This is a genomic window from Paracoccus sp. KR1-242, assembly GCF_049446195.1.
Classification (GTDB): Bacteria; Pseudomonadota; Alphaproteobacteria; order Rhodobacterales; family Rhodobacteraceae; genus Paracoccus; species Paracoccus broussonetiae.
Window position 1 is genome coordinate 21,223 of sequence record NZ_JBMSED010000011.1, and the last position, 25,076, is coordinate 46,298.

The 25,076-nt window shown below is 65.1% G+C and carries 26 protein-coding genes and 1 riboswitch; of the genes, 16 read left to right on the plus strand and 10 right to left on the minus strand.

All coding sequences use genetic code 11. The features are described from left to right. Positions 1-39: 39 nt before the first annotated feature. The 3 genes from ACO2Q4_RS16425 (at position 40) to aroQ (ending at position 3,122) form a co-directional block, all read left to right on the plus strand. A complete protein-coding gene (locus tag ACO2Q4_RS16425; RefSeq protein ID WP_423320642.1) occupies positions 40-1,908 on the plus strand; it encodes a PAS-domain containing protein in 1,869 nt (622 codons plus the stop codon). After that, positions 1,901-2,602 (plus strand): response regulator transcription factor, encoded by a 702-nt coding sequence (locus tag ACO2Q4_RS16430; protein ID WP_311759778.1) that lies wholly within the window; start codon positions 1,901-1,903, stop codon positions 2,600-2,602. The genes ACO2Q4_RS16425 and ACO2Q4_RS16430 overlap by 8 nt, the downstream gene beginning before the upstream one ends. Before the next feature lie 79 nt (positions 2,603-2,681). Beyond that, complete coding sequence (gene aroQ / locus ACO2Q4_RS16435) at positions 2,682-3,122, plus strand: type II 3-dehydroquinate dehydratase (protein ID WP_311759779.1); 441 nt, start codon at positions 2,682-2,684, stop codon at positions 3,120-3,122. A 289-nt stretch (positions 3,123-3,411) separates the two neighbouring features. Here aroQ and ACO2Q4_RS16440 read toward each other — a convergent pair whose 3' ends face one another. After that, positions 3,412-4,023 (minus strand): HAD family hydrolase, encoded by a 612-nt coding sequence (locus ACO2Q4_RS16440; protein WP_423320645.1) that lies wholly within the window; start codon positions 4,021-4,023, stop codon positions 3,412-3,414. A 577-nt stretch (positions 4,024-4,600) separates the two neighbouring features. Here ACO2Q4_RS16440 and ACO2Q4_RS16445 point away from each other — a divergent pair. Next, positions 4,601-6,574, plus strand: coding sequence for an alkyl/aryl-sulfatase (locus ACO2Q4_RS16445; RefSeq protein WP_423320647.1), 1,974 nt, complete (start codon positions 4,601-4,603; stop codon positions 6,572-6,574). Positions 6,575-6,650: 76 nt separating this feature from the next. On the opposite strand, the gene ACO2Q4_RS16450 is transcribed toward ACO2Q4_RS16445, so the two are convergent. Then, complete coding sequence (locus ACO2Q4_RS16450) at positions 6,651-8,165, minus strand: aldehyde dehydrogenase (NADP(+)) (protein ID WP_395134402.1); 1,515 nt, start codon at positions 8,163-8,165, stop codon at positions 6,651-6,653. 138 nt (positions 8,166-8,303) lie between these two features. On the opposite strand from ACO2Q4_RS16450, the gene ACO2Q4_RS16455 reads away from it, so the two are divergent. From ACO2Q4_RS16455 to ACO2Q4_RS16510, 12 genes are all read left to right on the plus strand, one after another. After that, complete coding sequence (locus ACO2Q4_RS16455) at positions 8,304-9,470, plus strand: nucleotide sugar dehydrogenase (RefSeq protein ID WP_423320649.1); 1,167 nt, start codon at positions 8,304-8,306, stop codon at positions 9,468-9,470. After that, positions 9,467-10,465 (plus strand): NAD-dependent epimerase/dehydratase family protein, encoded by a 999-nt coding sequence (locus ACO2Q4_RS16460; RefSeq protein ID WP_423320860.1) that lies wholly within the window; start codon positions 9,467-9,469, stop codon positions 10,463-10,465. The genes ACO2Q4_RS16455 and ACO2Q4_RS16460 overlap by 4 nt, the downstream gene beginning before the upstream one ends. Positions 10,466-10,507: 42 nt before the next feature. Continuing rightward, positions 10,508-10,612: riboswitch (TPP riboswitch) on the plus strand. A 70-nt stretch (positions 10,613-10,682) separates the two neighbouring features. Next, positions 10,683-11,498 (plus strand): bifunctional hydroxymethylpyrimidine kinase/phosphomethylpyrimidine kinase, encoded by an 816-nt coding sequence (gene thiD, locus ACO2Q4_RS16465; RefSeq protein WP_423320651.1) that lies wholly within the window; start codon positions 10,683-10,685, stop codon positions 11,496-11,498. Then, on the plus strand, positions 11,495-12,472 hold the full coding sequence (locus tag ACO2Q4_RS16470; RefSeq protein ID WP_423320653.1) for an FAD-dependent oxidoreductase: 978 nt from the start codon (positions 11,495-11,497) through the stop codon (positions 12,470-12,472). The genes thiD and ACO2Q4_RS16470 overlap by 4 nt, the downstream gene beginning before the upstream one ends. Next, complete coding sequence (gene thiS, locus ACO2Q4_RS16475) at positions 12,456-12,653, plus strand: sulfur carrier protein ThiS (RefSeq protein ID WP_311759787.1); 198 nt, start codon at positions 12,456-12,458, stop codon at positions 12,651-12,653. Before ACO2Q4_RS16470 ends, thiS begins: the two co-directional genes overlap by 17 nt. 1 nt (position 12,654) lies before the next feature. Then, positions 12,655-13,419 carry a thiazole synthase gene (locus tag ACO2Q4_RS16480; protein ID WP_311759788.1) on the plus strand — a complete coding sequence of 255 codons (765 nt, stop codon included), beginning with the start codon at positions 12,655-12,657 and terminating at the stop codon, positions 13,417-13,419. Beyond that, positions 13,416-14,012 carry a thiamine phosphate synthase gene (locus ACO2Q4_RS16485; protein WP_395134396.1) on the plus strand — a complete coding sequence of 199 codons (597 nt, stop codon included), beginning with the start codon at positions 13,416-13,418 and terminating at the stop codon, positions 14,010-14,012. Before ACO2Q4_RS16480 ends, ACO2Q4_RS16485 begins: the two co-directional genes overlap by 4 nt. Then, positions 13,991-14,971: a ThiF family adenylyltransferase gene (locus ACO2Q4_RS16490; RefSeq protein ID WP_423320656.1), complete on the plus strand. Its 981-nt coding sequence runs from the start codon at positions 13,991-13,993 to the stop codon at positions 14,969-14,971. The genes ACO2Q4_RS16485 and ACO2Q4_RS16490 overlap by 22 nt, the downstream gene beginning before the upstream one ends. Continuing rightward, positions 14,968-15,918 (plus strand): ABC transporter substrate-binding protein, encoded by a 951-nt coding sequence (locus ACO2Q4_RS16495; protein WP_311759791.1) that lies wholly within the window; start codon positions 14,968-14,970, stop codon positions 15,916-15,918. The genes ACO2Q4_RS16490 and ACO2Q4_RS16495 overlap by 4 nt, the downstream gene beginning before the upstream one ends. Then, positions 15,915-16,583: a thiaminase II gene (gene tenA / locus ACO2Q4_RS16500; protein ID WP_423320658.1), complete on the plus strand. Its 669-nt coding sequence runs from the start codon at positions 15,915-15,917 to the stop codon at positions 16,581-16,583. The genes ACO2Q4_RS16495 and tenA overlap by 4 nt, the downstream gene beginning before the upstream one ends. Further along, complete coding sequence (locus ACO2Q4_RS16505; protein WP_423320660.1) at positions 16,580-17,281, plus strand: ABC transporter ATP-binding protein; 702 nt, start codon at positions 16,580-16,582, stop codon at positions 17,279-17,281. The genes tenA and ACO2Q4_RS16505 overlap by 4 nt, the downstream gene beginning before the upstream one ends. After that, on the plus strand, positions 17,278-18,009 hold the full coding sequence (locus ACO2Q4_RS16510) for an ABC transporter permease (protein ID WP_311759794.1): 732 nt from the start codon (positions 17,278-17,280) through the stop codon (positions 18,007-18,009). Before ACO2Q4_RS16505 ends, ACO2Q4_RS16510 begins: the two co-directional genes overlap by 4 nt. A gap of 39 nt (positions 18,010-18,048) precedes the next feature. On the opposite strand, the gene ACO2Q4_RS16515 is transcribed toward ACO2Q4_RS16510, so the two are convergent. From ACO2Q4_RS16515 to ACO2Q4_RS16550, 8 genes are all read right to left on the minus strand, one after another. Further along, entirely contained in the window at positions 18,049-19,311 is a 1,263-nt protein-coding gene (locus tag ACO2Q4_RS16515; RefSeq protein WP_311759795.1) for an Nramp family divalent metal transporter, read from the minus strand. 137 nt (positions 19,312-19,448) lie between these two features. Further along, the gene (mobA, locus tag ACO2Q4_RS16520) at positions 19,449-20,051 is read right to left on the minus strand and encodes a molybdenum cofactor guanylyltransferase MobA (protein WP_311759796.1); all 603 of its coding nucleotides are present in this window, start codon (positions 20,049-20,051) and stop codon (positions 19,449-19,451) included. Beyond that, positions 20,048-20,641 carry a hypothetical protein gene (locus tag ACO2Q4_RS16525; RefSeq protein WP_311759797.1) on the minus strand — a complete coding sequence of 198 codons (594 nt, stop codon included), beginning with the start codon at positions 20,639-20,641 and terminating at the stop codon, positions 20,048-20,050. Before ACO2Q4_RS16525 ends, mobA begins: the two co-directional genes overlap by 4 nt. Then, complete coding sequence (locus tag ACO2Q4_RS16530; protein WP_311759798.1) at positions 20,638-21,456, minus strand: ABC transporter permease; 819 nt, start codon at positions 21,454-21,456, stop codon at positions 20,638-20,640. The genes ACO2Q4_RS16525 and ACO2Q4_RS16530 overlap by 4 nt, the downstream gene beginning before the upstream one ends. Beyond that, positions 21,453-22,175, minus strand: a complete 723-nt coding sequence (locus ACO2Q4_RS16535) for an ABC transporter ATP-binding protein (protein ID WP_423320663.1) — start codon at positions 22,173-22,175, stop codon at positions 21,453-21,455. Before ACO2Q4_RS16535 ends, ACO2Q4_RS16530 begins: the two co-directional genes overlap by 4 nt. Positions 22,176-22,214: 39 nt before the next feature. Next, the gene (locus ACO2Q4_RS16540; protein ID WP_423320665.1) at positions 22,215-22,787 is read right to left on the minus strand and encodes a hypothetical protein; all 573 of its coding nucleotides are present in this window, start codon (positions 22,785-22,787) and stop codon (positions 22,215-22,217) included. A gap of 29 nt (positions 22,788-22,816) precedes the next feature. Continuing rightward, a complete protein-coding gene (locus ACO2Q4_RS16545) occupies positions 22,817-23,791 on the minus strand; it encodes a YVTN family beta-propeller repeat protein (protein WP_311759801.1) in 975 nt (324 codons plus the stop codon). Between the two features lie 8 nt (positions 23,792-23,799). After that, positions 23,800-25,005 carry an ABC transporter substrate-binding protein gene (locus ACO2Q4_RS16550; RefSeq protein ID WP_423320667.1) on the minus strand — a complete coding sequence of 402 codons (1,206 nt, stop codon included), beginning with the start codon at positions 25,003-25,005 and terminating at the stop codon, positions 23,800-23,802. Between the last annotated feature and the right edge of the window lie 71 nt (positions 25,006-25,076).

A 25,076-nucleotide genomic window follows, 5' to 3' on the forward strand; every position in this document is an offset into this window, starting at 1 on the left:
AATCCTACGAATTGTTACACGCGCCCGGCAATGCTACCCATGCTTATGCTTCCCGAGGAACGGCACGCAGAACTGACCCGCTCTGGGCTGAACCTGATTCAGCAGGCGATCTCGATTTTCGATGCGGAACTGCGGCTCGCGGTGTCGAACCGGCCCTATCAGGCGATGTTCGGACTGCCCGACCGCCTGACATTGCCCGGCGCCAGTTTCGAGGACACGATCCGCTTTCTGGTCGAGCGCGGCGAATACGGCCCACAGGATGACCCTGAGGCCGCGATCCGCGAACGGGTCGATCAGGCCCGGACCTTCCAGCCCCATTACATGGAGCGCAAGCGAGCCGACGGGCGCTGGATCTCGGTCGAAGGCGCACCTTTGTCGCAGGGTGGCTGGATCGCCGTCTATACCGACATCACCCAGATCAAGCGGCAGGAAGAACTGCTGCGTGCGCGCTCGGCCGAACTGTCGGAACGCGTCTTCGAGAATGCCGAACGGCTTTCCGCCGCAAACCGCGCACTTGCCGCGACCAATGCCGCGCTGGAGGAGGCCAAGCGCATCCTGACCGAATCCGAGGCACGGACGCGGCAGGTGACGGCGATGGTCCCGGCCCATATCGCCCATATGGACCGCACCTATCGCTATACCTTCTCGAACAACCAGATCTCGGCGGTGTTCCCCGGCTCCGATGTCGCGGTGCTGGGCCGCACCGGCGAGGAGGTTCTGGGAAGCGAGACCTTTGACCGTATCCGGCCCCATATGGACCGCGCCGTCGCGGGCCAGCCGCAGGTGTTCGAAATCACGCATCCGCCCTCGGGGCGGCGCATCCGCATCGCCCTGACGCCGGACCAGACCGGGCGCGGGGCCTATGTCCTGTCGACCGATGTCAGCGCCGAGGTGCAGTCGCGCGAGGCGCTGGCCCATGCCGCCAAGCGCGCGGTTGCGGCGCAGGTCACCTCGGGCATGGCCCATGATTTCGGGAACCTACTGACGATCATCCTGGGCCTTCAGACCCGGCTGGGGCGGTCCGGGCTTTCGGCCGCGCAGGTTGAGGACGTTCAGGCCACGCTGGCCGCGGCGCGCCGGGGGGTGACGCTTCTGGACGGCATCGCCACCCTGACCGGGCAGCGCGAACACCGCCCCCGCCCCGTGGAGTTGCGCGGCCTGCTGGATGACCTGGCCGCGATGACCCGCCCGACACTGGGCGGCGACGTCACCCTGGAGATTGCACCCGGCCTGCCGGATACGCGCCTGATGCTGGATCCGGGCGCGCTGCAGGACGCGCTGCTGAACCTGATCCTGAACGCGCGGGACGCAATGCGGGGCCAGGGCGAGATCGTCATCGCCGGTCGCGCGGCGGGTCGCTGGCTGGAGCTGACAGTGACCGATTCCGGCCCCGGATTCACGGACGAGGCGCTGCGCCGCGCGACCGAACCCTTCTTTTCGACCAAGGGCGGTCAGGGATCCGGGCTGGGCCTGTCGATGGTCTATGACCAGATCAAGTTGGCGGGCGGAACGCTTCGGCTGGCCAATGCCGGGGGCGCGCAGGTCACGATACGCCTGCCCTGGCGGTCGGCCCGCCCGCACCTTGTCCTGTTGGTCGAGGACGATCCCGACATCCGCGCCGCCACGCGCGAGATGCTGACGCTGCTGGGCCATGCGGTGATCGAGGCCGAAGGACTTGCCGAGGCACGCGGCCTGACCGACCTTCCCGGCGTGACCGTGATCCTGTCCGACCTGCAGCTGGGCGACGGATCGGGCACCCTGCTTGTGGAAGCCGGGCTGCCCCTGGTCCTGATGACCGCACTGCCCGCGTCGGATCCGCTGCGCGCCGCGCTGCCGGGCCCGGTGCTGACCAAGCCTTTCGATGATGCGGCGCTGGCCGCGGCCCTGATGATGGTGACGGATGACTGAAGCCCCCCTGATCGCGATCCTTGACGACGAGCCCGAGATCCGGCGCCTTTTATCCGCCGCGCTGGATGAGGCGGGGTTCCGCAGCCTTTCCTTCGCCCGCGCGACCGAGTTCGAGGCCGCCTTGCGCAGGATCGAACCCGATGCCTGCCTGATCGACTTGGGCCTTCCCGATCGCGACGGATTGGCTTTGGTCCACCGGCTGGCGCGCGACTCCGGGGCGGCGATCATCATCATCTCTGGCCGAGCGCAGGTGCAGGACCGCGTGGCCGGGCTGGAACTGGGTGCGGACGATTACATTATCAAGCCCTTCGAGCCGGCCGAGGTCGTCGCCCGGATCCGCGCCCGCCTGCGCAAGCCCCAGCGCGATGCCGGGGCGGCGCGCCAGCAGCAGCGCTTCTCGGGCTGGGCGGCGGATTTCGACCGCTATACCCTGACCTCTCCCGCAGGAGAGGAGACCCCGATCAGCCATGCCGAGGCCGAGCTTCTGCGCATGTTCCTGGACAATCCGCGCCGCCTGATCTCGCGCACGCAGATGCTTGAGACGCTGGGCGGGACCGCGGGGGAAAGCTTCGACCGGGCGATGGATGTGCGCATCTCGCGGTTGCGCACCAAGCTGGGCGAGGATCCGAAGAACCCGCGACTGATCAAGACGATCTACGGCGCGGGCTATATCTTCCTGGCCGAACCGGGCTGATCGCGCTTGCGGCGCGGCCCGCGTGGATTATCCTTCGCGCCGAAACGGCGGGTCGGTCACCCGCGGATGCGAGGAAACCATGCCCACCGTCTATATCCTGAACGGCCCGAACCTGAACCTTCTGGGCCAGCGCCAACCCGAGATCTATGGCAGCACGACGCTGGCCGACGTGGAACGCGCCTGCACCGAACTGGGGCACGAACTGGGGATCGAGATCCGCTTCTTCCAGTCGAACCATGAAGGCGTCATCGTCGACACGATCCACGAGGCCCGGCACGAAGCGAACGCGATCGTCATCAATCCGGGCGCGCTGACCCATACCTCGGTCGCAATCCTGGATGCGCTGAACACCTTCGACGCCCCGGTGATCGAGGTCCATATCTCGAACATCCACAAGCGCGAAAGCTTCCGCCACCATTCCTATGTCAGCCTGCGGGCCGAGGGGGTGATCGCCGGACTGGGAACGAACGGCTACCTGATGGCGCTGCGCCACATCGCGCCGCTGATCGGCGCGCGCTGATCCCGCTGCGCAAAAGAATTGCGCGCCTGCCACAGGAGGAGACAGGCGCGCGGATCTTGCGAAGCGAAGGATTACTGAAACATCATACTCGAAAACGGATCATACAAACGTTCACGCCGCTCTGCCGCCGGCGATGCTGAAAATGGCTTCGACCTTCCGCCCGACCCGGTTGCCGGGATGCGCTGGCATCCGCTTCGGGCGTCTGGCAAGGACAACATGCACCGCATCATGTGATGGTCCCGTGATCGGGGCGTGAAAAATCGCCCCTTTCGGGGTGAAAAATGGCCAGTCAGGCAAAAAATCCGCGTTCCGCCAGCTCTCGCTCCAGGTTTTCGGCATCCGTGAAGTGAATCGCGTCCATGCCAAGAACGCGCGCACCTTCGACATTCGCGCGGCTGTCGTCGATGAACACGCAATCCGCAGGCGACAATCCGTTGCGCTGCATCAGCAGGCGAAAGATCTCGGGCTGGGGCTTCAACTGCGCCACTTGCCCCGAGACGACGATGTCGCGAAACACGCTGGCAAGGCGAGGATGGACCTCCAGCGCCGCGGGCCAGGTTTCGGCCGCCCAGTTGGTGATCGCGAACAGCGGCACCTCGCGCGCATTCAGCGCATCGACAATGGCCCAACTGCCGGGAACGGGCTTCTCGATCGTCAGGTGAAACGCGGCAAGATACCCCTCCAGCGGATCGGCCAATGGGCCATGGTGCGCGCGTGCCACGGCGACTCCTTCTGCAAAGCTGCGCCCGCCATCCTGAAGCCGGTTCCAGCCCGCGAAATCGATCTGCCGCATCCAGTCTTCGGCCGCGTCGCGGGTGGTGAAGACGTCGGCAAAGGCAAGTGCCGCATCCCATTCGATCAGCACCGCCCCAAGGTCGAAGATCACGTTCCTGCCTGTCACCACACCCAACTCCTGAATTTTCAAGTCCCGCCCGACGGCCCTTGATTCTGTTCATGGACGGCACGGGGGTCAAGCGCATTGCGATGCGGTTTTTTGAGGCGTTCGGTCCCGTTTTCTGCAGGAGGAAGGAGGATATTATCTTCGGGGAAGAGAATATGACCTTATCAATCCTTCGAGATCAAAATGAGAAATACCGAAGAGCCCCAACCAGAAATTCGATTAATCTGACAATTCGACAAGACAAAAGCGGCCGCGGAATCCGAAAAAATGCCCCCGAAAATGCCATTGAGGTAATTGTCGGGGCCTAATTCCGCGCCTTTTTGTCGCAGTATGGCAGATACCTGCAGAATCTCTGCAAGCCCGCGTGGTTGCCCCGACATAATGCCGCAGTTTGTCAGCGAAAGCGACAAAATTGGCAAGAAAATCAAATATCCGGGGCTCGCGCAGGTCAATCGAATAACCGTCCAAAGGCAAAGCGAAGGCGCTTGACGATATACAACCCTCATGCATCCTTCCCGCGGGGAACATGCCTCGGAGAAAGGTATGACTCACCCTCCAAACTGGAAAGGTTAGTTCGATGCAGAAGTTTCGCCTAATGCAGGCGGCAGCAATTGCTGTTGCCTTTGCGGTGCCGGCAATGGCTCAGGACAGCGACCCCCGCAAGGACGCGACCGAGGCGACGAACCAGGCCAATGCGGCGCTGCTCGATTATTTGCCCTTCGACGACAAGACCGATTTCGACGATGCCAACCGCGGAAAGCTCGCCGACCTCCCCCCGGAAATGCTGAAGACCGCGGATGGCGCGCTGATCTGGGACCCGGGCAAATACGGTTTCATCAAGGAAGGCTCCGAAAGCCCGAAAACCGTCAACCCCAGCCTTTGGCGTCAGTCGCAGCTGATCAATATCAGCGGCCTGTTCGAGGTTGTGAAGGACGGGATCTATCAGGTCCGCAACCTTGACCTGTCGAACATGACGATCATCGAGGGTGATGAGGGCATCACCATCGTCGACCCGCTGGTTTCGGCCGAAACCGCCAAGGTCGCGCTGGACCTTTATTACCAGCATCGCGGCAAGAAACCGGTCAAGGCGGTCATCTATACGCACAGCCACGTCGACCATTATGGCGGCGTCCGCGGCGTCGTGAACGAGGATGATGTCAAATCCGGCGCGGTCAAGATCTATGCGCCCGAGGGCTTCCTTGAAGCAGCCGTTGCCGAGAACGTCTTTGCCGGCAACGCGATGAGCCGCCGCGCCAGCTATATGTATGGCAACCTTCTGCCCCCCGATGAAAAAGGTCAGGTCGGCGCTGGCCTGGGCACCACGACTTCGGCCGGGACCGTCACACTGATCCCGCCGACCAACATCATCACCAAGACCGGCCAGAAGGAAACCATCGACGGCCGCACCTATGAATTCCTGATGGCGCCGGGTTCGGAAGCGCCTTCGGAAATGCTGTGGTATGTCGAAGAATACAAGGCCATCGAAGCTTCCGAGGACGCGACCCACACGCTGCACAACACCTATTCGCTGCGAGGCGCCAAGATCCGCGAACCGCTGCCGTGGTCGAAATACCTGAACGAAGCGCTGGTCATGTGGGGCGACAAGGCCGAGGTCGTCTTTGCGCAGCACCACTGGCCGACCTGGGGCAACGACAAGGTCGTCGAACTGCTTGAGAAGCAGCGCGACCTGTATCGCTACATCAACGACAGCACGCTCAACATGGTCAACAAGGGCATGACCATGCGCGAGATCGCCGAGAACTTCAAACTGCCGCCGGCGCTTGACAAGTTCTGGGCCAGCCGCGGCTATTACGGCTCGATCTATCACGACGTCGCCGCGACCTATGTGCTGTATCTGGGCTGGTTCGACGGAAACCCCTCGACCCTGCACGAATTGCAGCCGGTCGATGGCGCCAAGAAGTTCGTGGAATACATGGGCGGCGCCGATGCCGTGATGGAAAAGGCGAAGAAGGACTTCGACGCCGGCAACTATCGCTGGGTCGCCGAGGTCATGAACAAGGTCGTCTTTGCCGATCCCGACAACCAGCCGGCCAAGGACCTGACCGCGGACGCTCTGGAACAGCTGGGCTACCAGGCCGAATCCGGCCCGTGGCGCAACTTCTACCTGTCGGGCGCGCAGGAACTGCGCAAGGGCGTGGCTGAACTGCCGACCCCGAACACCGCCAGTCCCGACACGATCGAGGCCATGTCGCTTGAGATGATCTTCGACTATGCCGGTGTCCGTCTTGATGCCGCGAAAGCGGGTGATGCCGCGATGAAGCTGAACTTCGACTTCGGCGAAGACGGCAAATATCTTGTGCAGCTGGAAAACGGCGTCCTGAACCACACCAAGGATATTCAGGCCGACGATGCCGCCGCGACAGTGACCCTGCCGCGTTCGGCCCTGAACAAGATCATGCTGGGCGAGGAAACCCTGGATCAGGCGACCTCCTCGGGCGAGGTCAAGGTCACGGGCGATCAGGCCAAGCTGACCGAGCTGGTCTCGTATCTCGACAAGTTCGAGTTCTGGTTCAACATCGTCACGCCGTAAGGCACCTGACCACGACATGCAAAGGGCCGGGATTTGCATCCCGGCCCTTCGTCTTTCCTCCGGCCCGTGCCCGCGCTCAGCGCAGGTCTTCGGGCAGCAGCTCCTCGGGGAAGCCCTGATAGCTGACCGGGCGCAGGAAGCGACGGATCGACAGGGTGCCGACCGAGGTCGCGCCGAAATTGGTCGAAGCCGGGTAAGGCCCGCCATGAACCATTGCGTCCACCACTTCCACGCCGGTCGGGAAGCCGTTGACCAGCACGCGGCCAGCCTTGCGCTCCAGCACCGGGCGCAGCTTCTGCGCGTCGGCCAGATCGCCCGCATCCATGTGGATCGTGGTCGTCAGCTGACCCTCGAAGCCCTTGGCCAGCTTCACCATTTCGTCCACCGACGAAACGCGCACGATCAGGCCAAGCGGACCGAAGACTTCTTCACCCAGCGCGTGGTCCTGGAGATAAGCCTCGGCGGTGGTCTCATAAAGGTTCGGGTTCGCCTCGCGACCGGAGGATTCCGTCGTGTGGACCGGCGTGACCGAGTTGCGCGACTCGAAGCGTTCCTTGCCGTCGCGATAGGCTTTCGCAATGCCTTCGGTCAGCATCACCTGCGGCCCGACCTTTTCCAGTCCGGCCTTTGCGGCAGAGGTGAAGCGGTCTGCTTCCGGCCCGTCGATCACGACGGAAATGCCCGGGTTGGTGCAGAACTGGCCTGCGCCCATCGTCAGCGACCCGGCCCAGCCGGCGCCGATTTCTTCGGCCCGCGCGGCCATCGCCTGCGGCATCAGGAACATCGGGTTCACGGAACCGAGTTCCCCGAAGAAGGGGATCGGCTCGGGGCGCTGCGCGCAAAGGTCGAACAGCGCACGTCCACCACCCAGCGATCCGGTGAAACCGACGGCCTTGATGCGCGGGTGCTGGACCAGCGCCGTGCCGACATCGCGGCGGCCGCCCTGGATCAGGCTGAAGACGCCCGGATGCACGCCGCATTTGACGATCGCGGCGGCGACCGCCTCGGCAATGATCTCTCCGGTGCCGGGATGGGCCGAGTGCCCCTTGACCACGACCGGGCAGCCAGCGGCCAGCGCCGCAGCGGTGTCGCCGCCCGCGGTCGAGAAGGCCAGCGGGAAGTTCGAGGCACCAAATACCGCAACCGGTCCGATCGGACGCTCGACCAAGCGGATCTCCGGGCGCGCCGCGGGCTTGCGATCGGGCAGCGCGGCATCGACGCGGCGGTCAAGATATTCGCCCTTGCGGATATGGTCCGCGAACAGGCGCAGCTGGCCGGTGGTACGGCCACGCTCGCCTTGCAGGCGGCCTTCGGGGAGGCCGGTTTCCTGGGTGCCGATCAGGGTGATCGCCTCGGCGCGGGCCTCGATCTCGTCAGCAATGGTGTCCAGGAAGCGCGCGCGCTCCTCACGCGTGGAATAGCCATAGGACCAGAATGCGTCCTCGGCGGCCTCGCAGGCGCGGTTCACCAGATCGACGGTGCCGACGCTGAACGGATGGGCCGGGCCATGCGCCGGTTCCGACATGAATTGCTGGTCCGAGCCGACCCATTCGCCGGCGATCAAATGTTTACCATGGGGGGTGAAGGTCATGGGGAGGGTCCTCTCTCCTTGGGGTCGCCCCTATTTGGCATCTTGGTATACCAGTCGCAAGGCAGAGAAGGCACCTGCCGGGCTTCTGCGGCGGTAATGGCTGTGCTAGGCAAGTGAAAACAGGGACGGAATTCGCAGATGAAGATTACCGTAGCAGGTCTGGGTTACGTCGGCATGTCGATTGCCGTCCTGCTGGCCCAGCACAACAAGGTTGTCGCACTTGATGTGAACCCGGTCCGCGTCGATCTGGTGAATGCCCGGCGCTCGCCCATCGAAGACCCGGACATCACGCAATGGCTGTCCGAAAAATCGCTGGACCTGACCGCGACCACCGATGCCACCGCGGCGCTGCAGGACGCGCATTTCGTCGTCATCGCGACGCCCACGAATTATGACAGCCGCAGCAACCATTTCGACACGTCCAGCGTCCAGAAGGTGATCGACCTTGCCCGCCGCCACGCACCCGAGGCGACGATCGTGGTAAAGTCTACCGTCCCCGTAGGCTTCGTCGACGAGATGCGGGCCGCGACCGGCTATGACGGGATCGTCTTCTCGCCCGAATTCCTGCGTGAGGGGCGTGCGCTTTACGACAACCTTCACCCCTCGCGCATCGTCGTCGGTGACCACAGCCCGGCCGCGCGGGAATTTGCCGACCTGCTGGTCCGGGGCGCGCTGCGCAAGGACATGCCCGTCCTGTTCACCGGCGCGATCGAGGCCGAGGCGATCAAGCTGTTCTCGAACACCTATCTTGCGCTGCGGGTCGCCTATTTCAACGAGTTGGACAGCTATGCCGTGTCGCGCGGGCTGAACACGCGCGAGATCATAGAGGGGGTCGGCCTCGATCCCCGGATCGGGGCCCATTACAACAATCCCAGCTTCGGCTATGGCGGCTATTGCCTGCCCAAGGACACCAAGCAGCTTCTGGCCAATTACGATCAGGTGCCGCAGCAGTTGATCGCGGCGGTGGTGGAATCGAACCGCACGCGCAAGGATTTCATCGCCGACCAGATCATCGCCCGCCAGCCCAAGCTGGTCGGCGTCTATCGTCTGGTGATGAAGGCCGGCTCGGACAATTTCCGCGACAGCTCGATTCAGGGCATCATGAAGCGGATCAAGGCCAAGGGCATCCCCTGCATCGTCTATGAACCTGTGCTGGCCGAGGATCACTTCTTCCACAGCCCCGTGGTGCGCGACCTTGACGCCTTCAAAAAGCAGGTCGACCTGATCGTCACCAACCGCATGACCCCCGAACTGGCCGATGTCGAGGACAAGGTCTTTACCCGCGACCTTTACGGAGTCGACTGATGCGCGTGCTGATCACCGGCGCCGCCGGGTTCATCGGCTTTCACCTGGCCCGGCACCTGCTGGATGAGGATGCCGAAGTCATCGGCCTGGACGCCCACGATCCCTATTACGATGTGGCGCTGAAGGAATCTCGGGAAGCGCTTCTGCGCGCCGATCCACGCTTCACCGCCATCCGCGCGCGAGTCGAGGAACCGGGGCTGCTGACCTCGCTTCTGGGCGAGCACAAGCCGGATCTGGTCGTTCACCTGGCCGCGCAGGCCGGAGTGCGGCATTCGATCGAAAATCCCCGCGCCTATCTGCAGTCGAACATCATCGGCACGTTCGAACTGCTCGAGGCGGCGCGCGCCCACCCGCCGCGACACCTTCTGCTCGCCTCGACCAGTTCCGTCTTCGGCGCAAATACCCGGATGCCCTATCGCGAGACGGACAAGGCCGATTGCCAGATGTCCTTCTATGCCGCCAGCAAGAAATCGACCGAGGCGATGGCCCACAGCTATGCGCATCTGTTCGGCCTGCCGGTGACGATGTTCCGCTTCTTCACGGTCTATGGACCTTGGGGGCGCCCCGACATGGCGCCCTGGCTTTTCACCAACGCGATCCTGCGGGGCGAACCTATCAAGGTCTTCAACCACGGGAACATGCGCCGCGACTTCACCTATGTCACCGATCTTGCCCGGGCGATCCGCCTGCTGATGGACGCGGTGCCGGGCACGGAACCCGTCGGCCCCGAGGACAGCCTATCGCCCGTCGCCCCCTTTCGGGTCGTCAATATCGGCAATGGCGCGCCGGTCGAACTGGTCGATTTCATTGCGGCGATCGAAAAGGCGACCGGCAAGCAGGCGATCCGCCAATTGCTGCCGATGCAACCCGGTGATGTGCCCGCCACCTGGGCGGATACCACGCTGCTGCGCAGCCTGACCGGCTATGCACCCCAGACTCAGGTGCCGGACGGGATGGCCGCCTATGTCGAGTGGTTCCGTTCCTATTATCGATGACCCTTGCGGGGCGCGGGCTTCGGCCCTAGGTTGACGTCACAATTTCTACACTTGGGGAGTCCCGCAACGGGGCTGAGAGGTGCCGGGCACCGACCCATCGAACCTGATCCGGGTCATGCCGGCGTAGGGAAGGGTAGAGCGCCGCGACGGGACAGCCCCGACCACGGACGCGCATATCCACCCACCAGCATGGACCGGCCGAAACGAAAGGCGGGACATGTCGCATCCCATCGCCCTGACCATCGCCGGATCCGACAGCGGGGGCGGCGCTGGTATTCAGGCGGATCTGAAAAGCTTCTCGGCGCTGGGGGTTTTCGGCGCCTCTGTGATCACAGCGATCACCGCGCAGAACACCCGCACGGTGGCAGCGGTCGAAGCCGTCAGCCCGGCGATGGTCGTCGCCCAGATTGATGCCGTTTTCGGCGATCTGGACATCCGCGCGGTCAAGATCGGCATGCTGGGCGGGCCGGATGTGATCACAGCCGTCGCCGAACGGCTGCGGGCGCTGCTTGAAACCAATCCGATCCCGGTCGTGCTGGACCCGGTCATGGTGGCGAAATCGGGCGACGCGCTGCTGCCCGAGGATTCGGTCGCGGCGCTCAGGGATCAGCTGATCCCTCTGGCCGCGGTCCTGACCCCGAACCTGCCCGAGGCTGCGCGGTTGCTGGGCCTTGCCCCCGCCGTCACGCCCAGCCAGATGGCCGAGCAGGGCCATGCCCTGTCCCGGCTTGGCGCCACCCACGTCCTGATGAAGGGCGGCCATGCCGAGGGCGAGACCTGCACCGACCTGCTGATCGGACCCGACCCCCTGACCCTATCCGCCCCGCGTCTTGCGACACGGAACACGCATGGCACGGGATGTTCGCTTTCCTCGGGCATCGCCGCGGGCCTTGCGCAGGGCATGACCGTGCCCGAGGCCGTCACCCGCGCGCATCGCTGGCTGCAGGGTGCGATCGCGGCGGCGGATGACCTGTCCGTCGGACTGGGTCACGGTCCGGTGCACCATTTCCACGCGCTGTGGGGCCGGTCATGACCCAGATCACCGTCCTTGGCGCCGGGGTGATGGGCCTTGCCATCGCGACCGAGCTTGCCGCCCGCGGCCATACCCCGCGCATCATCGACCCTGCTGGCGGCCCCGGCAACCATGCCTGCAGCTGGCGCGCGGGCGGGATGCTGGCCCCCTACTGCGAGGCGGAAAGCGCCGAGCCGGTGGTGGTCCGCCTTGGCCTTGATGCCGCCGACTGGTGGCAGGCGCAGGGGGTAGAGGTCACGCGTCGCGGCACGCTGGTCCTTGCACCCTCTCGCGACCGGGCCGAGCTGGACCGTTTTGCCCGCATGACCACCGAGCATCGCCCCGTCACCGGTGCCGAGATCGCCGAACTGGAGCCAGAGCTTGCCGGGCGCTTCCCCCGCGGCCTGTTCTTCGGGACCGAGGCGCATCTGAATCCGCGCGACGCCCTTCGCGTCCTGCGCGACCGTCTGGCGGCCAGGGGCATGGTCATCCAGACCGAGGGCACCCCCACCGATCGCGTCGTCGATGCGCGCGGACTGACCGCCCGCGACGCGCTGACAGACCTGCGCGGCGTCCGGGGAGAGATGCTGGTCCTGCGCTGCCCCGAGGTGACGCTGACCCGGACCGTGCGGCTGCTTCATCCCCGCATCCCGCTTTACATCGTCCCCCGCGGCGACGGCATCTACATGATCGGGGCGACGATGCTGGAAACCGGCGGCAAGCACCGCGTCACCGCCCGCTCGGCCGTCGAGATGCTGAGCGCCGCCTATGCCCTGCATCCCGGCTTTGCCGAGGCCGAGATCATGGAGCTGGGCGCGGATGCCCGCCCCGCCTTTCCCGACAACCTGCCCCGCCTGCGGCGGCGCGGGAACACGCTTTTCGCAAACGGCCTTTACCGCCACGGCTATCTTCTGGCCCCCGCCGTGGCCCGCATGGCCGCCGAGTACCTGACCACGGGCCGGAAACCGGAGTTCATGGATGAAGATCACCCTTAACGGAGAGGCGCGCGACCTGATCGGTCCGACCGTCGCCGAGGCGCTGGCCGAAATCGGGCTGGGCGAGGCCAAGGTGGCCACCGCGCTGAACGGGGATTTCCTGCCCGCCGGTCTGCGCGCGGGCACCACGCTGAAACCGGGCGACGCGCTGGAAGTCGTCGCGCCGATGCAAGGAGGCTGAGATGCCGGTCTTTTACGGAACCCCGGTCGACAGCCCGTTGATGCTGGGCACCGCGCTTTACCCCTCGCCCGCAATCATGGAGCAGGCGTTCCGGGCGTCGGGCGCGGGTATCGCCACCGTATCCCTGCGCCGCGAAGGCGGGGCGGGACAGGCGTTTCACGACATCATCCGGGGCCTTGGGATTCCCGTCCTGCCCAATACCGCCGGATGCCATTCCGTGCGCGAGGCCGTGACCACCGCGCAGATGGCGCGCGAGCTGTTCGGCACTCCCTGGATCAAGCTTGAAGTCATCCGCGACGACGACACCCTGTGCCCCGACGTGATCGCACTGGTCGAAGCCGCGAAGATCCTGGCCGATGACGGCTTCCAGGTCTTTCCCTATTGCACCGAGGATCTGTCCGTCTGTGGCCGCCTGCTGGATGCGGGATGCGAGGTGCTGATGCCCTGGGGTGCGCCCATCGGTTCGGGCCGGGGGCTGAACAACCCCTATGGCCTGCGGTCCCTGCGCGCCCATTTCCCGCAGGTGACGCTGGTCGTCGATGCCGGGATCGGCCTGCCCAGCCATGCCGCGCAGGCGATGGAACTGGGCTATGACGCGGTCCTGCTGAACACCGCCGTCGCCAAGGCTGGCGATCCGGTGGCGATGGCGCGCGCGATGGCGCTGGCGATCGAGGCGGGGCAGCTTGCCCATGCCGCGAACCCGATCGAGGCGCGCGACATGGCCGCGCCTTCGACCCCTGTCTTTGGAATGGCGGTGCTGGGATGAGGCTTCCCCGATTTTACCCGATCTTCGACAATGCCGACTGGCTCAGGCGGGCGCTGCCGCTGGGCGTCCGGTTGGTCCAGATCCGCATCAAGGATCAGTCGCCGCGCAAGCTGCTGGGCGAGCTGGCGCTTTGCCACGAATTGTGCCGCAGTCATGGCGCGACGCTGGTCATCAACGACCATTGGCAGGCCGCTATCGAGCTTGGCTGCGATTTCGTCCATCTTGGGCAAGAGGATCTGGACACCGCCGATATCGCCGCGATCCGCAAGGCCGGGCTGCGGCTGGGCGTCTCGACCCATGACCATGCCGAACTGGACCGGGCGCTGGCGCTGAAGCCGGATTACATCGCCCTTGGCCCGGTCTGGCCGACCATCCTGAAGAAGATGAAATGGGAGCAGCAGGGGCTGGAGCGCGTCAGCGAGTGGCGCAAGCTGGTGGGCACGACCCCGCTTGTCGCCATTGGCGGCGTGACCCCCGACCGCGCGAAGCAGGCCTATGCGGCGGGGGCCGATATCGCCTCGGCCGTGACCGACATCACACTGAACGCTGATCCCGAAGGCCGGATTCGCGAATGGCTGGCGGTGGCGAAATGAACCGCTATGCCCGCCAGATGATCTTGCCCGAGGTCGGGGCCGAAGGTCAGTCGCGCATCGGCGCGGCGCATGTCCTGATGGTCGGCGCTGGCGGGCTGGGCGTTCCCGCGCTGCAATATCTGGCTGGGGCGGGCATCGGTCGGATCACGCTGATCGACCCCGACACTGTCGAGGAAACGAACCTGCACCGCCAGCCGATCTTTCGCATGAAGGATCTGGGCCAGCCCAAGGTGCAGGCGGCCGCGCAAGCGGTGGCGCGGCTTAACCCCGCAGTGCAGATGGTGGCGCTGGTCGACCGGCTGACCCCTGCGAATGCCCCCGACCTGGTCGCCGGGGCGGATGTGGTGCTGGACTGTGCCGACAGCTATGCCGCCAGCTATACGCTGTCCGACACCTGCCTTGCCGCAAGGCGGCCGCTGATCTCGGCCTCGGCTCTGGGGCTTTCAGGCTATGTCGGCGGCTTCTGCGCGGGCGCACCCAGCCTGCGGGCGCTGTTCCCCGACCCGCCCGATACCGGCCAGACCTGCGCCACGGCGGGCGTGCTGGGCCCGGTCGTCGGAATGCTGGGTTGCCTGCAGGCGCAGATGGCGCTGGCGGTTATCCTGGGGTTGGAACCCTCTCCGCTGGGGCAATTCACCCGGTTCGAGGGCGGACGACTGACCCAGTTCCGTTTCGATGCGGCACCCGAATGCGACGGTCCCCGCTTCATCGCGGCCGAAGACATCCGCGACGATGACATGGTGGTCGACCTGCGCCCCGAGGACGAGGCCCCCCGCAAGGCCACCCCTGATGCCCTGCGTCACCCCGGCTATGGTGCGACAGGCCCCCTGCCCCGACCCGGTCAGCGCGTGGTGCTGGCCTGCCGCTCGGGGCTGCGGTCGTGGCGCGCCGCCGATGCCCTGTCCCGCCGCTGGAACGGCGAGATCACCCTGCTTGCCCTTGGAGGAATACCGGAATGAAGCATTTCGCCCTGCCCCATGCCCTGGCCGCCGCTTTGGCCCTGCTGGCCCAGCCCGCTTTCGCGCAGGACAAGCTGACCCTGATGCTGGACTGGTTCGTGAACCCCGACCACGCCCCCGTCATCATCGCGCAGGAAAAGGGCTTCTTTGCCGATGAAGGGCTGGACGTCGAGGTGGTCGCCCCTGCCGATCCGGCCGATCCGCCCAAACTAGTCGCCGCCGGAAAGGCGGACCTTGCGATCAGCTATCAGCCGCAACTGCATCTGCAGGTCCATGCGGGCCTGCCGCTGAAGCGGGTGGGCACGCTGGTCGCGACCCCGCTGAACTGCCTGATGGTCAAGGCGGACGGCCCCGTCCAGACGATCGCCGACCTGAAGGGCAAGAAGATCGGCTATTCGGTCTCGGGCGTCGAAGAGGCGCTGGTTGGCCAGATCCTCAAGACCGCGGGCCTTGGCATGTCCGATGTCGAGATGGTCAACGTGAACTGGTCGCTGTCCCCCGCCCTGATCGCTGGCCAGGTCGATGCGACGATCGGCGGCTATCGCAATTTCGAGCTGACCCAGATGCGCCAGGAAGGGGCCGAGGGCCGCTGCTTCTTCATCGAGGAACAGGGGGTGCCGACCTATGACGAGCTGATCTTCGTCGCCAATCCCCAGACAATGGACACGAACAAGACCCGCCGCTTCCTGCACGCGGTCGAACGTGGTGCCCAATACATGGTGAACCACCCGGACGAGGCATGGCAGCTGTTCTCGGGCACTGCGCCCGATCTCAAGGACGAATTGAACGCAGCGGCGTGGAAGGACACCCTGCCCCGCTTTTCGCAAAGCCCCGCCGCACTGGACCAGGGCCGCTATTCCCGCTTCGAGGCCTTTCTTCATGAGGCCGGGCTGACCGACAGCGTGCTGCCGGTGTCGGAACTGGCCGAGGATCTGGGTGCAGAATGACCTATGGCCGCACATTCGCTGCATGGCGGGACGCCGCGCCCGACTGGGACGACTATACCCGCCACGCCTTTGTCGAGGGCATGCGTGACGGCACATTGCCGCGGGCGGATTTCCTTGCCTATCTGGTGCAGGATTATCTGTTCCTGATCCACTTCTCGCGCGCATGGGCGTTGGCGGTGGTCAAGGCCGGCGACCTGGACGAGATGCGCGCCTGTTCGGCGACGGTCCACGCGCTGCTGGATCACGAGATGAGTCTGCACGTCCAGACCTGCGCAAGCGCGGGGATCGACGTGGACGCCTTGACCCGCACGCCCGAGGCGATAACCAACATCGCCTATACCCGCTATGTCACGGATGCCGGACTTTCGGGCGATTTCCTTGATCTGCTGGCTGCCTTGATGCCCTGCGTGCTGGGCTATGGCGAAATCGGGACACGCCTTGCCGGCGACTGCGCACCCGACACGCCCTATCGCGACTGGATCGAGACCTATGCCGGGGCCGAGTATCAGGACGCCTGTACCAAGGCCGGACAGCTTCTGGACAGCGCGTTGGTCAAGCGGCTGGGAGATCACCCCGAGACCTCACCCCGCTGGACCGCCCTGCAGGAGCGGTTTGCCACCGCGACCCGGCTTGAGGTCGCCTTCTGGAGTCTGGGCCGGGCATGACGGTCGCGCGCGTCCACGGACAGGCCTGGGTGGGCGATGCGCCGCTGTTTGCGCCGGTCGACCTGACCTTGGCCGAGGGTGGCTGGACCTGCCTGCTGGGCCCCTCGGGCGTCGGCAAGTCCACGATCCTGCGCCTGATCGCCGGACTGGACACCGGCGCGCGCTTCGAAGGCGAGGTGATGACGGACCGTCCCGTTGCCCTGATGGCGCAGGATGCCGGGCTGATCGGCTGGCTGGACGTGACCGGCAACGTGACGCTGGGTGCGCGCCTGCGCGGCGAGACCCCCGACCAGAACCGCGCTAGCGCATTGATCGAGGCGGTCGGTCTGGCCGACCGCGCCCATCACCTGCCCGCCAACCTGTCGGGCGGCCAGCGCCAGCGCGTGGCGCTGGCCCGCACCCTGTTCGAGGACCGGCCGCTGGTCCTGCTGGATGAACCCTTTTCGGCGCTGGACGCGCGGACGCGGGCTCAGATGCAGGACCTGTCTGCGCGCCTGCTGGCGGGACGGACCGTGCTGCTGGTGACGCATGATCCGGCCGAAGCCGCACGGCTGGGCGACCGCATCCTGCTGCTGCGCGAGGAAGGGCTGAGCGAATGGCCCGTCCCCCTGCCCCGGCCATCGGGCGGCGCGCGCCCCTATGATGCGCCCGAGGTGCTGGCGCTGCAGGCCGATCTGATGCGGGGGATGATGGCATGAAGACCATCGCCGCCCTGATCGTCGTCACCCTTGCGCTGTGGCAGGGGGTGATCTGGCTGGCGGGCATGCCGCCCTTCCTGCTGCCCTCGCCCACTGCGGTGGCAGAGGCGCTTTGGCTGAACCGGGCCGAGATCCTGCGCCATGCCGGTTTCACCCTGTCCGAGGTGGTGCTGGGCTTTCTGCTGGGCGCGCTGCTGGGCGCGCTGCTGGCCATCGCAATGGGATTTTCCGACAGGCTGACGGCTGTCCTGCGCCCGATCCTGACCTTCAGCCAGACCATTCCTGTCTTTGCGCTGGCCCCGATCCTGACACTGTGGCTGGGCTTCGGCATGGCGCCGAAAATCGCGATGACGGTTCTGATCGTGTTTTTCCCGGTCGCCTCGGCCTTTCTGGACGGGCTGACCCGGACGCCACAATCGGCGCTGGATCTGGCGCGGGTGATGGGCGCGTCTCCTACCCGGATCATGCGTCACCTGCGCATTCCTGCGGCGCTGCCGCAACTGGCGACGGGCCTGCGGCTGGCGGCGGTCTATGCGCCGATCGGGGCGGTCATCGGCGAGTGGGTCGGGGGGGCGCGCGGACTTGGCGCGCTGATGATCCATGCGAACGGCCGGATGAAGACCGACCTGGTCTTTGCCGCGTTGCTGGTCCTTGCCGTGTTGACGGTCGTCTTTGCGCGTCTGGTCGGGCTGGCACTGGCCCGGGCATGGCGGCGCTTCGGCGTGTGAACTCCGGGCCCGGCAGCACGCCGGACCCGGAAGGCCGTCCTAGAACAGGCCGGCGATGCGGGTGTAAAGCTCGTTCAGCGCCAGCGCGATAAAGGCCAGCGCGCAAAGCAGCAGCATCAGGTTGGTCAGCGGCCGGTTGCGCCACTCCGCCGGAACGCGGTCCGTGTTCAGGATCCACAGCAGCGTGATCGCCATATAGGGCATGAACAGCGACCCGAGCACGCCGTAAGCCAGGATCAGATAGACCGGCTGGCCCAGGAACATCATGACCATCGGCGGCACGGTCAGCCAGAAGATGTAGAACTTGTAGTAGCGCCCGCCCGCAAGCCGGTCGGGATGGTCATGCGGCTTGCCCTGCACATGGCCAAGGAAGTCGGCGAACATCAGGCTGACGCCGTTCCAGACCCCGACCAGAGAGCTCATGGACGCGGCCCAGAAGCCGATCAGGAACAGCTTGCTCATCCAGGTGCCGTAGCGCTCGCCCAGGACGCTGGCCAGGTCGACCATGCCCTGGTCCCCCTTGCCGATGGCGATACCCGCGGAATGCAGCAGCTCGGCCCCGACGATCAGGGTCGAAATGACGAAAAGCCCGGTCACCAGATAGGCGATGCCGTTGTCCATCCGCATGACCCGCATGAAGCGGGGCGTGTCCCAGCCCTTTTCACGCAGCCAATAGCCATAGGCCGCCAGCGTGATGGTCCCGCCAACACCGCCCGCGACGCTGAGGACGTTGATCAGCGCGCCTTCGGGGATCATCGGGACCAGGCCCTTCAGCACCTCGCCAAGGTTGGGCAGGGTCAGGGCCGCGGCAAGCAGCATGGTGACGAACATCAGCACCACCATCGCCGTCAGGATCTTTTCGAACAGGTCGTAGCGGCCCGACCAGACCAGCAGCATGCCGGCAAGCCCGGACAGGATTCCCCAGGCCGCGACGCTGAGGAACGGGAAAAGCGAGTAAAGCGCAAGCCCTGTTCCCGCCATCGCCGCCGCGCCATAGACGAAGCCCCAGATGACGATATAGGGGCCGAAATACCAATGCGTCCAGCGGCCCAGGCTGCTCCACCCCTCGAAGATGGTCTTGCCGGTGGCAAGGCTGTAACGACCCGCGCCCTCGACCAGGATGACCTTCATGATGCAGCCCGCGACGACCGCCCAAAGCAGCGCATAGCCGTATTTGCTTCCGGCGACCGTGGTGGCGATCAGGTCGGCCGCACCGACGCCTGTCGCGGCCACGACCAGTCCCGGCCCGACCAAATTCCATTTCGGCTCTGCGACCGACGGATCGACGCTTCGGTTGGTCATCCCGCTTCCTCTCAGTTGTTGAAGATCGATGCTCCTGTTGATGCCAAGGCAGTTCCGCTCAAGGATACCAGAAGCCCCACAGACTGGTTACAGCCTGCGCGGGTAAAAATGAACCCGAAGGTCCACTTGTGGGCGGATCACAGCAGGCGCGCGGCGTCGCTGAGGTCTTCGGGCGTGTTCAGGTTCATGAAGGGATCGCGCGGGTTGCTGTCGAAAACAGCACGCCCCGGATCATAGGCGGCCGCGAACTGGCCGATGCGATGCAACCCGGATTCCAACGCCGCGCGAAGATCGCCACGCAGCGCCACCGGCCAAAGCGAACAGGTCGGATGGTCGCGCAGCACCCCGTTTCGGCCCGCACTCGCCGCGACGGCAAGGCCCGACCTGCCCCTGGCCTCGATCAGGCGGTGGACCAGATCATGGGGCAGGAACGGAGTATCGACGCTGACGCTGACCACTTCGGCCAGGCCCTGTGCCGCTGCCCAATCCATGCCCGCAAGCACGCCGGCCATCGGTCCGGCATAGCCCGAAAATCCGTCCGCGATCACGGGAAGCTCGTAATCCTCGAACTGTTCGGGATCGCCGTTCGCGTTGATCGCCAGCGCCCCGCATTGTGGCTGAAGCCGCGAGATGACGCGCGCCAGCAGCGTCTCTCCGCCCAGCAGGCGCAGGGCCTTGTTCCCGCCGCCCATGCGGGTCGACAACCCCCCGGCCAGAATGACGGCGGCGGGCGCGGTCATTTGATGCCGGTCTGGATCGCGCGGGCCAGCGTGAACAGCCTTTGCTCAAGGATCACCGGCGTCTCGCAGACATAGGTCAGCGCCTGCTGGCGATCCTGAAAGATGCGCATGTCCCAGTCGAGCTTTGCTTCCTCGGCATCGATGGCGTCGAAATCGGGCTTCTCGGCCTTTTCCATCTCGGCCATCTTGACGCGGTGGTCATCGATGCGCTTGGCCAGCTCGACCTGCTTGTTGCCATAACGCGCTATCCCGGCGATCAGGGCGGTCCGGTGCGGATCGATGCGGTCGAACAGCGCCACCATCAGCGCACCAAGCTGGTCGTTATTCGCAGTGGCCGAAAACTCTGCGATCTCGGCCGAGGCCTGGTCGACGGTCACCCGGCGTTCCTCCAGCCGGTCGGCAATCCGCGCGATCTCGGGTGATCCGGCCAATTCGCGAACCGCATCCGTCGGCTCCGGCCCGGACCACATCTGGCCCAGCGACAAATGCGGCTGCTTGCGCTGGACACAAGGCCAGTCGGGATCGGTGCTCGACTCGGCATGGGCGGCGCCCGCCGCGGCCAGTGCCAGTGCCAGAACCAAATATTTCATGCTCCCCCCTTTCGCCGGGCCCAAAGTCCCTTGGCCGGATCATACATGAACACAGCCCCTGCAAAGAACAGGATCAGGCAACCCAGCACGACCGAAAAGGACAGCAGATCGAACTGTTCGTAAAGGGCAAAGCGGATCAACTCCACCGCATGGGTGAAGGGGTTGATCGCGCAGATGTCGTGAAGCAGGGTCGAGCTTTCGCGCATCCGCCACAGCGGGTAAAGCGCGGTCGAGGCGAAGAACATCGGGAAGATGACGAAATTCATCACCCCTGCGAAGTTTTCCAGCTGGCGGATGGCCGAGGACAGGAACAGCCCCATCGCGCCCAGCATCAGCCCCGACAGGATCAGAGCGGGCAGCACCGTCACATAACCCATCAAGGGCGGCTCGACATCCCAGAACCAGGCGATGGCCAGGAAGGTGTAGACCTGGATGATCGACACGATCACCCCTGCGACCAGCTTCGATCCCAGCAGGAACCAGCGCGGAAACGGGCTGACCAGCAGCGTCCGCATCGCTCCCGTCTCACGGTCGTAAACCATCGTGAGCGAGCTTTGCATGCCATTGAACAGCTGGATCATCGCGATAAGCCCGGGGGTGACGTAAACCTCGTACAGGACATAGGTCTGATAGGGCGGCGTGATCGACAGGCCAAGGACCGCGCGGAACCCGGCGGCAAAGATGAACAGCCAGACCAGCGGCCGGACCAATGCCGCCAGGAACCGCCCGCGCTGGTTGACGAAGCGCAGCGTCTCGCGCCGGGTGATGCCAAGAAAGGCGGTCAGCCACATGCGGGGTGTCAGGATGTGGCTCATGCCTGTTCTCCGGTCAGGCGCAGGAAGGCTTCAGTCAGATCTTCGCCCCCTGTGACCTCGGCGGTCTTGCCCGCGGCCAGAACCTGCCCCTTGTGCAGGATGACAAGCCCGTCCTCGGGGCGGATCTCGTCCATGATATGCGTGGCCCACAGCGCCGAGACGCCCTGCCGCGTCAGCGCGCGGGTCAGTTCGACAACCTCAGCGCGGGATTTCACATCCAGCCCGACGGTCGCCTCGTCCAGAAGCAGGATCTGGGGGCGGTGGATCAGGGCGCGGGCGATCTCGGCCCGGCGGCTCTGGCCGCCAGACAGGGCCGAGACGCGGGCATCCATCTTGTCGCCTAGCCCGACCTGCGCCAGCACATCGACGGCGCGGGACATCGCCTCGCGACGTGGAATCCCATGCAGCGCCGCGTGATAGGTCAGGTTCTGGCTGACAGTCAGGTCGGCATCCAGCGCACGGGACTGAAAGACAATCCCCAGGCGCGCCAGCGCGGCACCGGGTTCGCGACGCAGGTCATGACCCGCGACCTCGATCCGGCCGGACGTGCTGTTGTACAGACGGGTGATCAGTGAAAACAGCGTGGTCTTGCCCGCGCCATTGACGCCAAGAAGGGCGGTGAACCCGCCCTTTGGCACGGCCAGCGAGACGTCCTTCAGCGCCTGAAAACGACCGAAACTGTGGCTGACATTCTGAACGGAAAGCGCGTCTAGCGGCATGGTCGACGGGAGCGGGCCATGCCCGCTCCCCCTTTGCAGTTATTGGATATTGAACACGGCCTGCTGGGTTTCCCCATGCGAGCCGGGGATGGAAAGCGTATAGCGGCCCGGAACGATGGCCACGAAGCTGAGCGAGGCGGTCCCCGCATCGTCGAATTCCAGCGAATGGACGCCCATGGGCCGGATCTCGATGTCGTTGATGACGATCTCGTTCACCCAGATCGCGCGGAAGAAGTCGCCACCCGACAAGGCAAGCTCCTGGCTGCCGTCTGCGGTGATGTCGATGCGATAATAGCCGCCGGATTTCAGTTTGTATTCACCGCTTGCGACGGGCTTTCCGGAAGCCAGCGTCAGCGGCGCCAGCTGGGTGCGGTTGTCCCGCGCCAGCATCCCCGAGAAGCCAAAGTCGAACTTCGCCCCCGCCTCGTGGACGCCGTCTTCGGTGGCCTTGGCCTCTTCCTCCTCGTCGTCGTCATCATCCTTGGCATTCTCGGACGTGGCGTGCTCGGCATGGGCGGCGGCATCCGCCGGCTTCGGCGCCGGGGCTTCCTGGGCCGAGACGGGCGCGGCCAGCCCGGCCATGACCATCAGGATCGTCAGCAAACGCGTCATGTTCTTCCCTCCTTGGTTTTTCGTTCTTGTCAGTTCGGCGCGACGACGACGCCCCAGGGTTGCTGGCCGACCGCGACGGATTTCACGACCTTGTTGGCGTCGACGTCGATCACCGAGACGTCGTTCGAGTTGCCGTTGGTCGTGAACAGGAATTTCTCGTCCGGGGTGAAGGCCATCTGCCAGACCCGCTGGCCGACCAGAAGGTAATCCTCGACCTCGTCGGTCTCGCCATTGATGACGGCGACGCGGTTCGCGGGTCCAAGCGCCACGAACACCTTCTTGCCATCATTGGTCACGCGGATGCCGACGGGCTGGATCGCCTCGGGCAGGACGCCGGGAATCTCGAAGGTGATCTTCTTTTCGACCGACTGGGCGGCGGGATCGATGACCGTGACCGTGCCGCCGATTTCGGCACTGACGTAAAGCTTGGTCCCGGCACTGTTGAACTGGGCAAAACGGGGGCGCGAATCGACCAGCACGTTGCCGAATATCTCGAACGTCTCGCTGTTGATGAAATGCGCCATGTTGGTGGTTTCCGAGGTGTTGATGACCACCTTGCCATCGGGGCTGACGCCCATGCCCTCGGGTTCGACCCCGACGGGGATCTCGGCCAGAACCTTGTGCGTCTTGGTATCGACGACCGTGACCAGGTTGTCGTCCTCGTTCGCGATGTAAAGCGGGTTCCCCGACGGGTGCAGGACGAACAGTTCGGGGTCGGGGCCGGAGGGCAGCGTGTGGGTTTCCTCCATGGTCTCGGGGTTGAAGACACGCACAAGGTCGTCATCCGAGACGCAGACGTAAAGTTCCTTCCCGTCCGGGCTGATCGTGATGCCGCGGGGGCGCGCGCCGACCGGGTAGTGGCCGATCACCTCCAGGGTGTCGCTGTCAAGAACGGTGACGTCATTGCCCTTTTCATTGCTGACGAAGACACGGTTCGCCAGTGCGGGTGAACCCAGCCCCAGACAGATCGCCGAGGTCAGGATGGCAGTCGCAAGATGGTTCATCTTTGGCCTCAGAACTTGCATTCGGTTTCGGGACGGTCGATGCCCAGCGTATCCAGGGCCGAGCTTTGGTGCAGGTATTGATCCTGGGGGCTGACCGAAGAGGTGACATCCCCGGTGGTCAGCAGGATCGGCTGGCGCAACTGGTGATCCCAGTCGCGCATGGTCAGCTTCTGCCCCTTGAAGCCCGCAACCTCGAACTTGTCGGACAGCATGAACTCCTTCAGCTTGACGGGGTCGGTGCTTTGGGTGCGGGTCGCAGCCTCGCCGATCATCCGCAGGGCAAGCCAGGTCTGGTAGTCCTCGTCCCACATGCGGCGCGTGGCGAGCTTTTCGAAGCGGTTCTGGAACTGGGTCGCGCCCCATGCCTCAAGCGCGGGATGCCAAGACCGCGGAACAAGCCCGGCCGAGCCGGCGACTGGCCGCGGATCCCAGGTCTGATAGGGCAGCCAGGGAGCGAAGACCCCTGCCTCGTCCGCAGCGATCACGATCTGATGATCCGCTGCGCGCTGGGTGAAGACGGGCATCTGCTGCTGGACCTGGACATAGCCGCTGTCGGTCCGGCGTCCGCCGCCGGTATCCTCATAGGTCCGCTCCTCGACGATCTTTGCGCCGAATTTCTTCGCAGCGCGGCGATAGGCGTCGGCCAGCGCGATATCTTCGGGGTGGCTGCCCGAGATCAGGAACCAGTCGCTCCACTTTTTCCACATCAGGAACTGCGCAAGCCCGTCCGCCAGCATCGCATGGCTGGGCGCGGTGTGGATGACATTGGCGCGGCAGTCCTTGCCCCGCAAGCGGTCGCCCCGTGCCCGCGCGTTCAGCAGGGTCGCGCGGTCGCCCACCTGATCCGACAGCTTCAGCGTCTGATCCTCGTCCGCCAGGGTCACGATGAAGGTGACACCCTGGGACAACAGCTTGTCCATCTCGGCCGCCGCGGTTTCAGGAGTCGCCACAATCTCGGCCGCTTCGAAATCCTGGCCCATGAAGCGACCAGTGGTGTCGTTATCCTCGATCGCAAGGCGCGCGCCGGCAAAACCCAGGTCGGCGGGCGGCGTATCCAGCCGCGAAATCGGCGGAAGTTCGGGAACGTCGACGCGCAGCACCGCCGCGTGGACGATCTGCATCGGCTTTTGTCCGCCGGCCGGCGCGGCCTGTTGCGCGATCGCCGGTGCGGCGATGCCCAACCCCGCCAAAAGTATGATGATTCTGCCCGTCATGCCCATCCTCCCCCGCATATCATGGCGGGCAAATGCGCCCCCGCCAACCCGACAAAGACCCCGTCCCGATC

Coding starts and splice junctions, on each gene's coding strand:
- ACO2Q4_RS16425 (WP_423320642.1), top strand. CDS start 40: ATGCTTATGCTTCCCGAGGAACGGCACGCAGAACTGACCCGCTCTGGG.
- ACO2Q4_RS16430 (WP_311759778.1), top strand. CDS start 1,901: ATGACTGAAGCCCCCCTGATCGCGATCCTTGACGACGAGCCCGAGATC.
- aroQ (WP_311759779.1), top strand. CDS start 2,682: ATGCCCACCGTCTATATCCTGAACGGCCCGAACCTGAACCTTCTGGGC.
- ACO2Q4_RS16445 (WP_423320647.1), top strand. CDS start 4,601: ATGCAGAAGTTTCGCCTAATGCAGGCGGCAGCAATTGCTGTTGCCTTT.
- ACO2Q4_RS16450 (WP_395134402.1), bottom strand. CDS start 8,165: ATGACCTTCACCCCCCATGGTAAACATTTGATCGCCGGCGAATGGGTC.
- ACO2Q4_RS16455 (WP_423320649.1), top strand. CDS start 8,304: ATGAAGATTACCGTAGCAGGTCTGGGTTACGTCGGCATGTCGATTGCC.
- thiD (WP_423320651.1), top strand. CDS start 10,683: ATGTCGCATCCCATCGCCCTGACCATCGCCGGATCCGACAGCGGGGGC.
- ACO2Q4_RS16470 (WP_423320653.1), top strand. CDS start 11,495: ATGACCCAGATCACCGTCCTTGGCGCCGGGGTGATGGGCCTTGCCATC.
- thiS (WP_311759787.1), top strand. CDS start 12,456: ATGAAGATCACCCTTAACGGAGAGGCGCGCGACCTGATCGGTCCGACC.
- ACO2Q4_RS16480 (WP_311759788.1), top strand. CDS start 12,655: ATGCCGGTCTTTTACGGAACCCCGGTCGACAGCCCGTTGATGCTGGGC.
- ACO2Q4_RS16485 (WP_395134396.1), top strand. CDS start 13,416: ATGAGGCTTCCCCGATTTTACCCGATCTTCGACAATGCCGACTGGCTC.
- ACO2Q4_RS16490 (WP_423320656.1), top strand. CDS start 13,991: ATGGCTGGCGGTGGCGAAATGAACCGCTATGCCCGCCAGATGATCTTG.
- ACO2Q4_RS16495 (WP_311759791.1), top strand. CDS start 14,968: ATGAAGCATTTCGCCCTGCCCCATGCCCTGGCCGCCGCTTTGGCCCTG.
- tenA (WP_423320658.1), top strand. CDS start 15,915: ATGACCTATGGCCGCACATTCGCTGCATGGCGGGACGCCGCGCCCGAC.
- ACO2Q4_RS16505 (WP_423320660.1), top strand. CDS start 16,580: ATGACGGTCGCGCGCGTCCACGGACAGGCCTGGGTGGGCGATGCGCCG.
- ACO2Q4_RS16510 (WP_311759794.1), top strand. CDS start 17,278: ATGAAGACCATCGCCGCCCTGATCGTCGTCACCCTTGCGCTGTGGCAG.
- ACO2Q4_RS16515 (WP_311759795.1), bottom strand. CDS start 19,311: ATGACCAACCGAAGCGTCGATCCGTCGGTCGCAGAGCCGAAATGGAAT.
- mobA (WP_311759796.1), bottom strand. CDS start 20,051: ATGACCGCGCCCGCCGCCGTCATTCTGGCCGGGGGGTTGTCGACCCGC.
- ACO2Q4_RS16525 (WP_311759797.1), bottom strand. CDS start 20,641: ATGAAATATTTGGTTCTGGCACTGGCACTGGCCGCGGCGGGCGCCGCC.
- ACO2Q4_RS16530 (WP_311759798.1), bottom strand. CDS start 21,456: ATGAGCCACATCCTGACACCCCGCATGTGGCTGACCGCCTTTCTTGGC.
- ACO2Q4_RS16535 (WP_423320663.1), bottom strand. CDS start 22,175: ATGCCGCTAGACGCGCTTTCCGTTCAGAATGTCAGCCACAGTTTCGGT.
- ACO2Q4_RS16540 (WP_423320665.1), bottom strand. CDS start 22,787: ATGACGCGTTTGCTGACGATCCTGATGGTCATGGCCGGGCTGGCCGCG.
- ACO2Q4_RS16545 (WP_311759801.1), bottom strand. CDS start 23,791: ATGAACCATCTTGCGACTGCCATCCTGACCTCGGCGATCTGTCTGGGG.
- ACO2Q4_RS16550 (WP_423320667.1), bottom strand. CDS start 25,005: ATGACGGGCAGAATCATCATACTTTTGGCGGGGTTGGGCATCGCCGCA.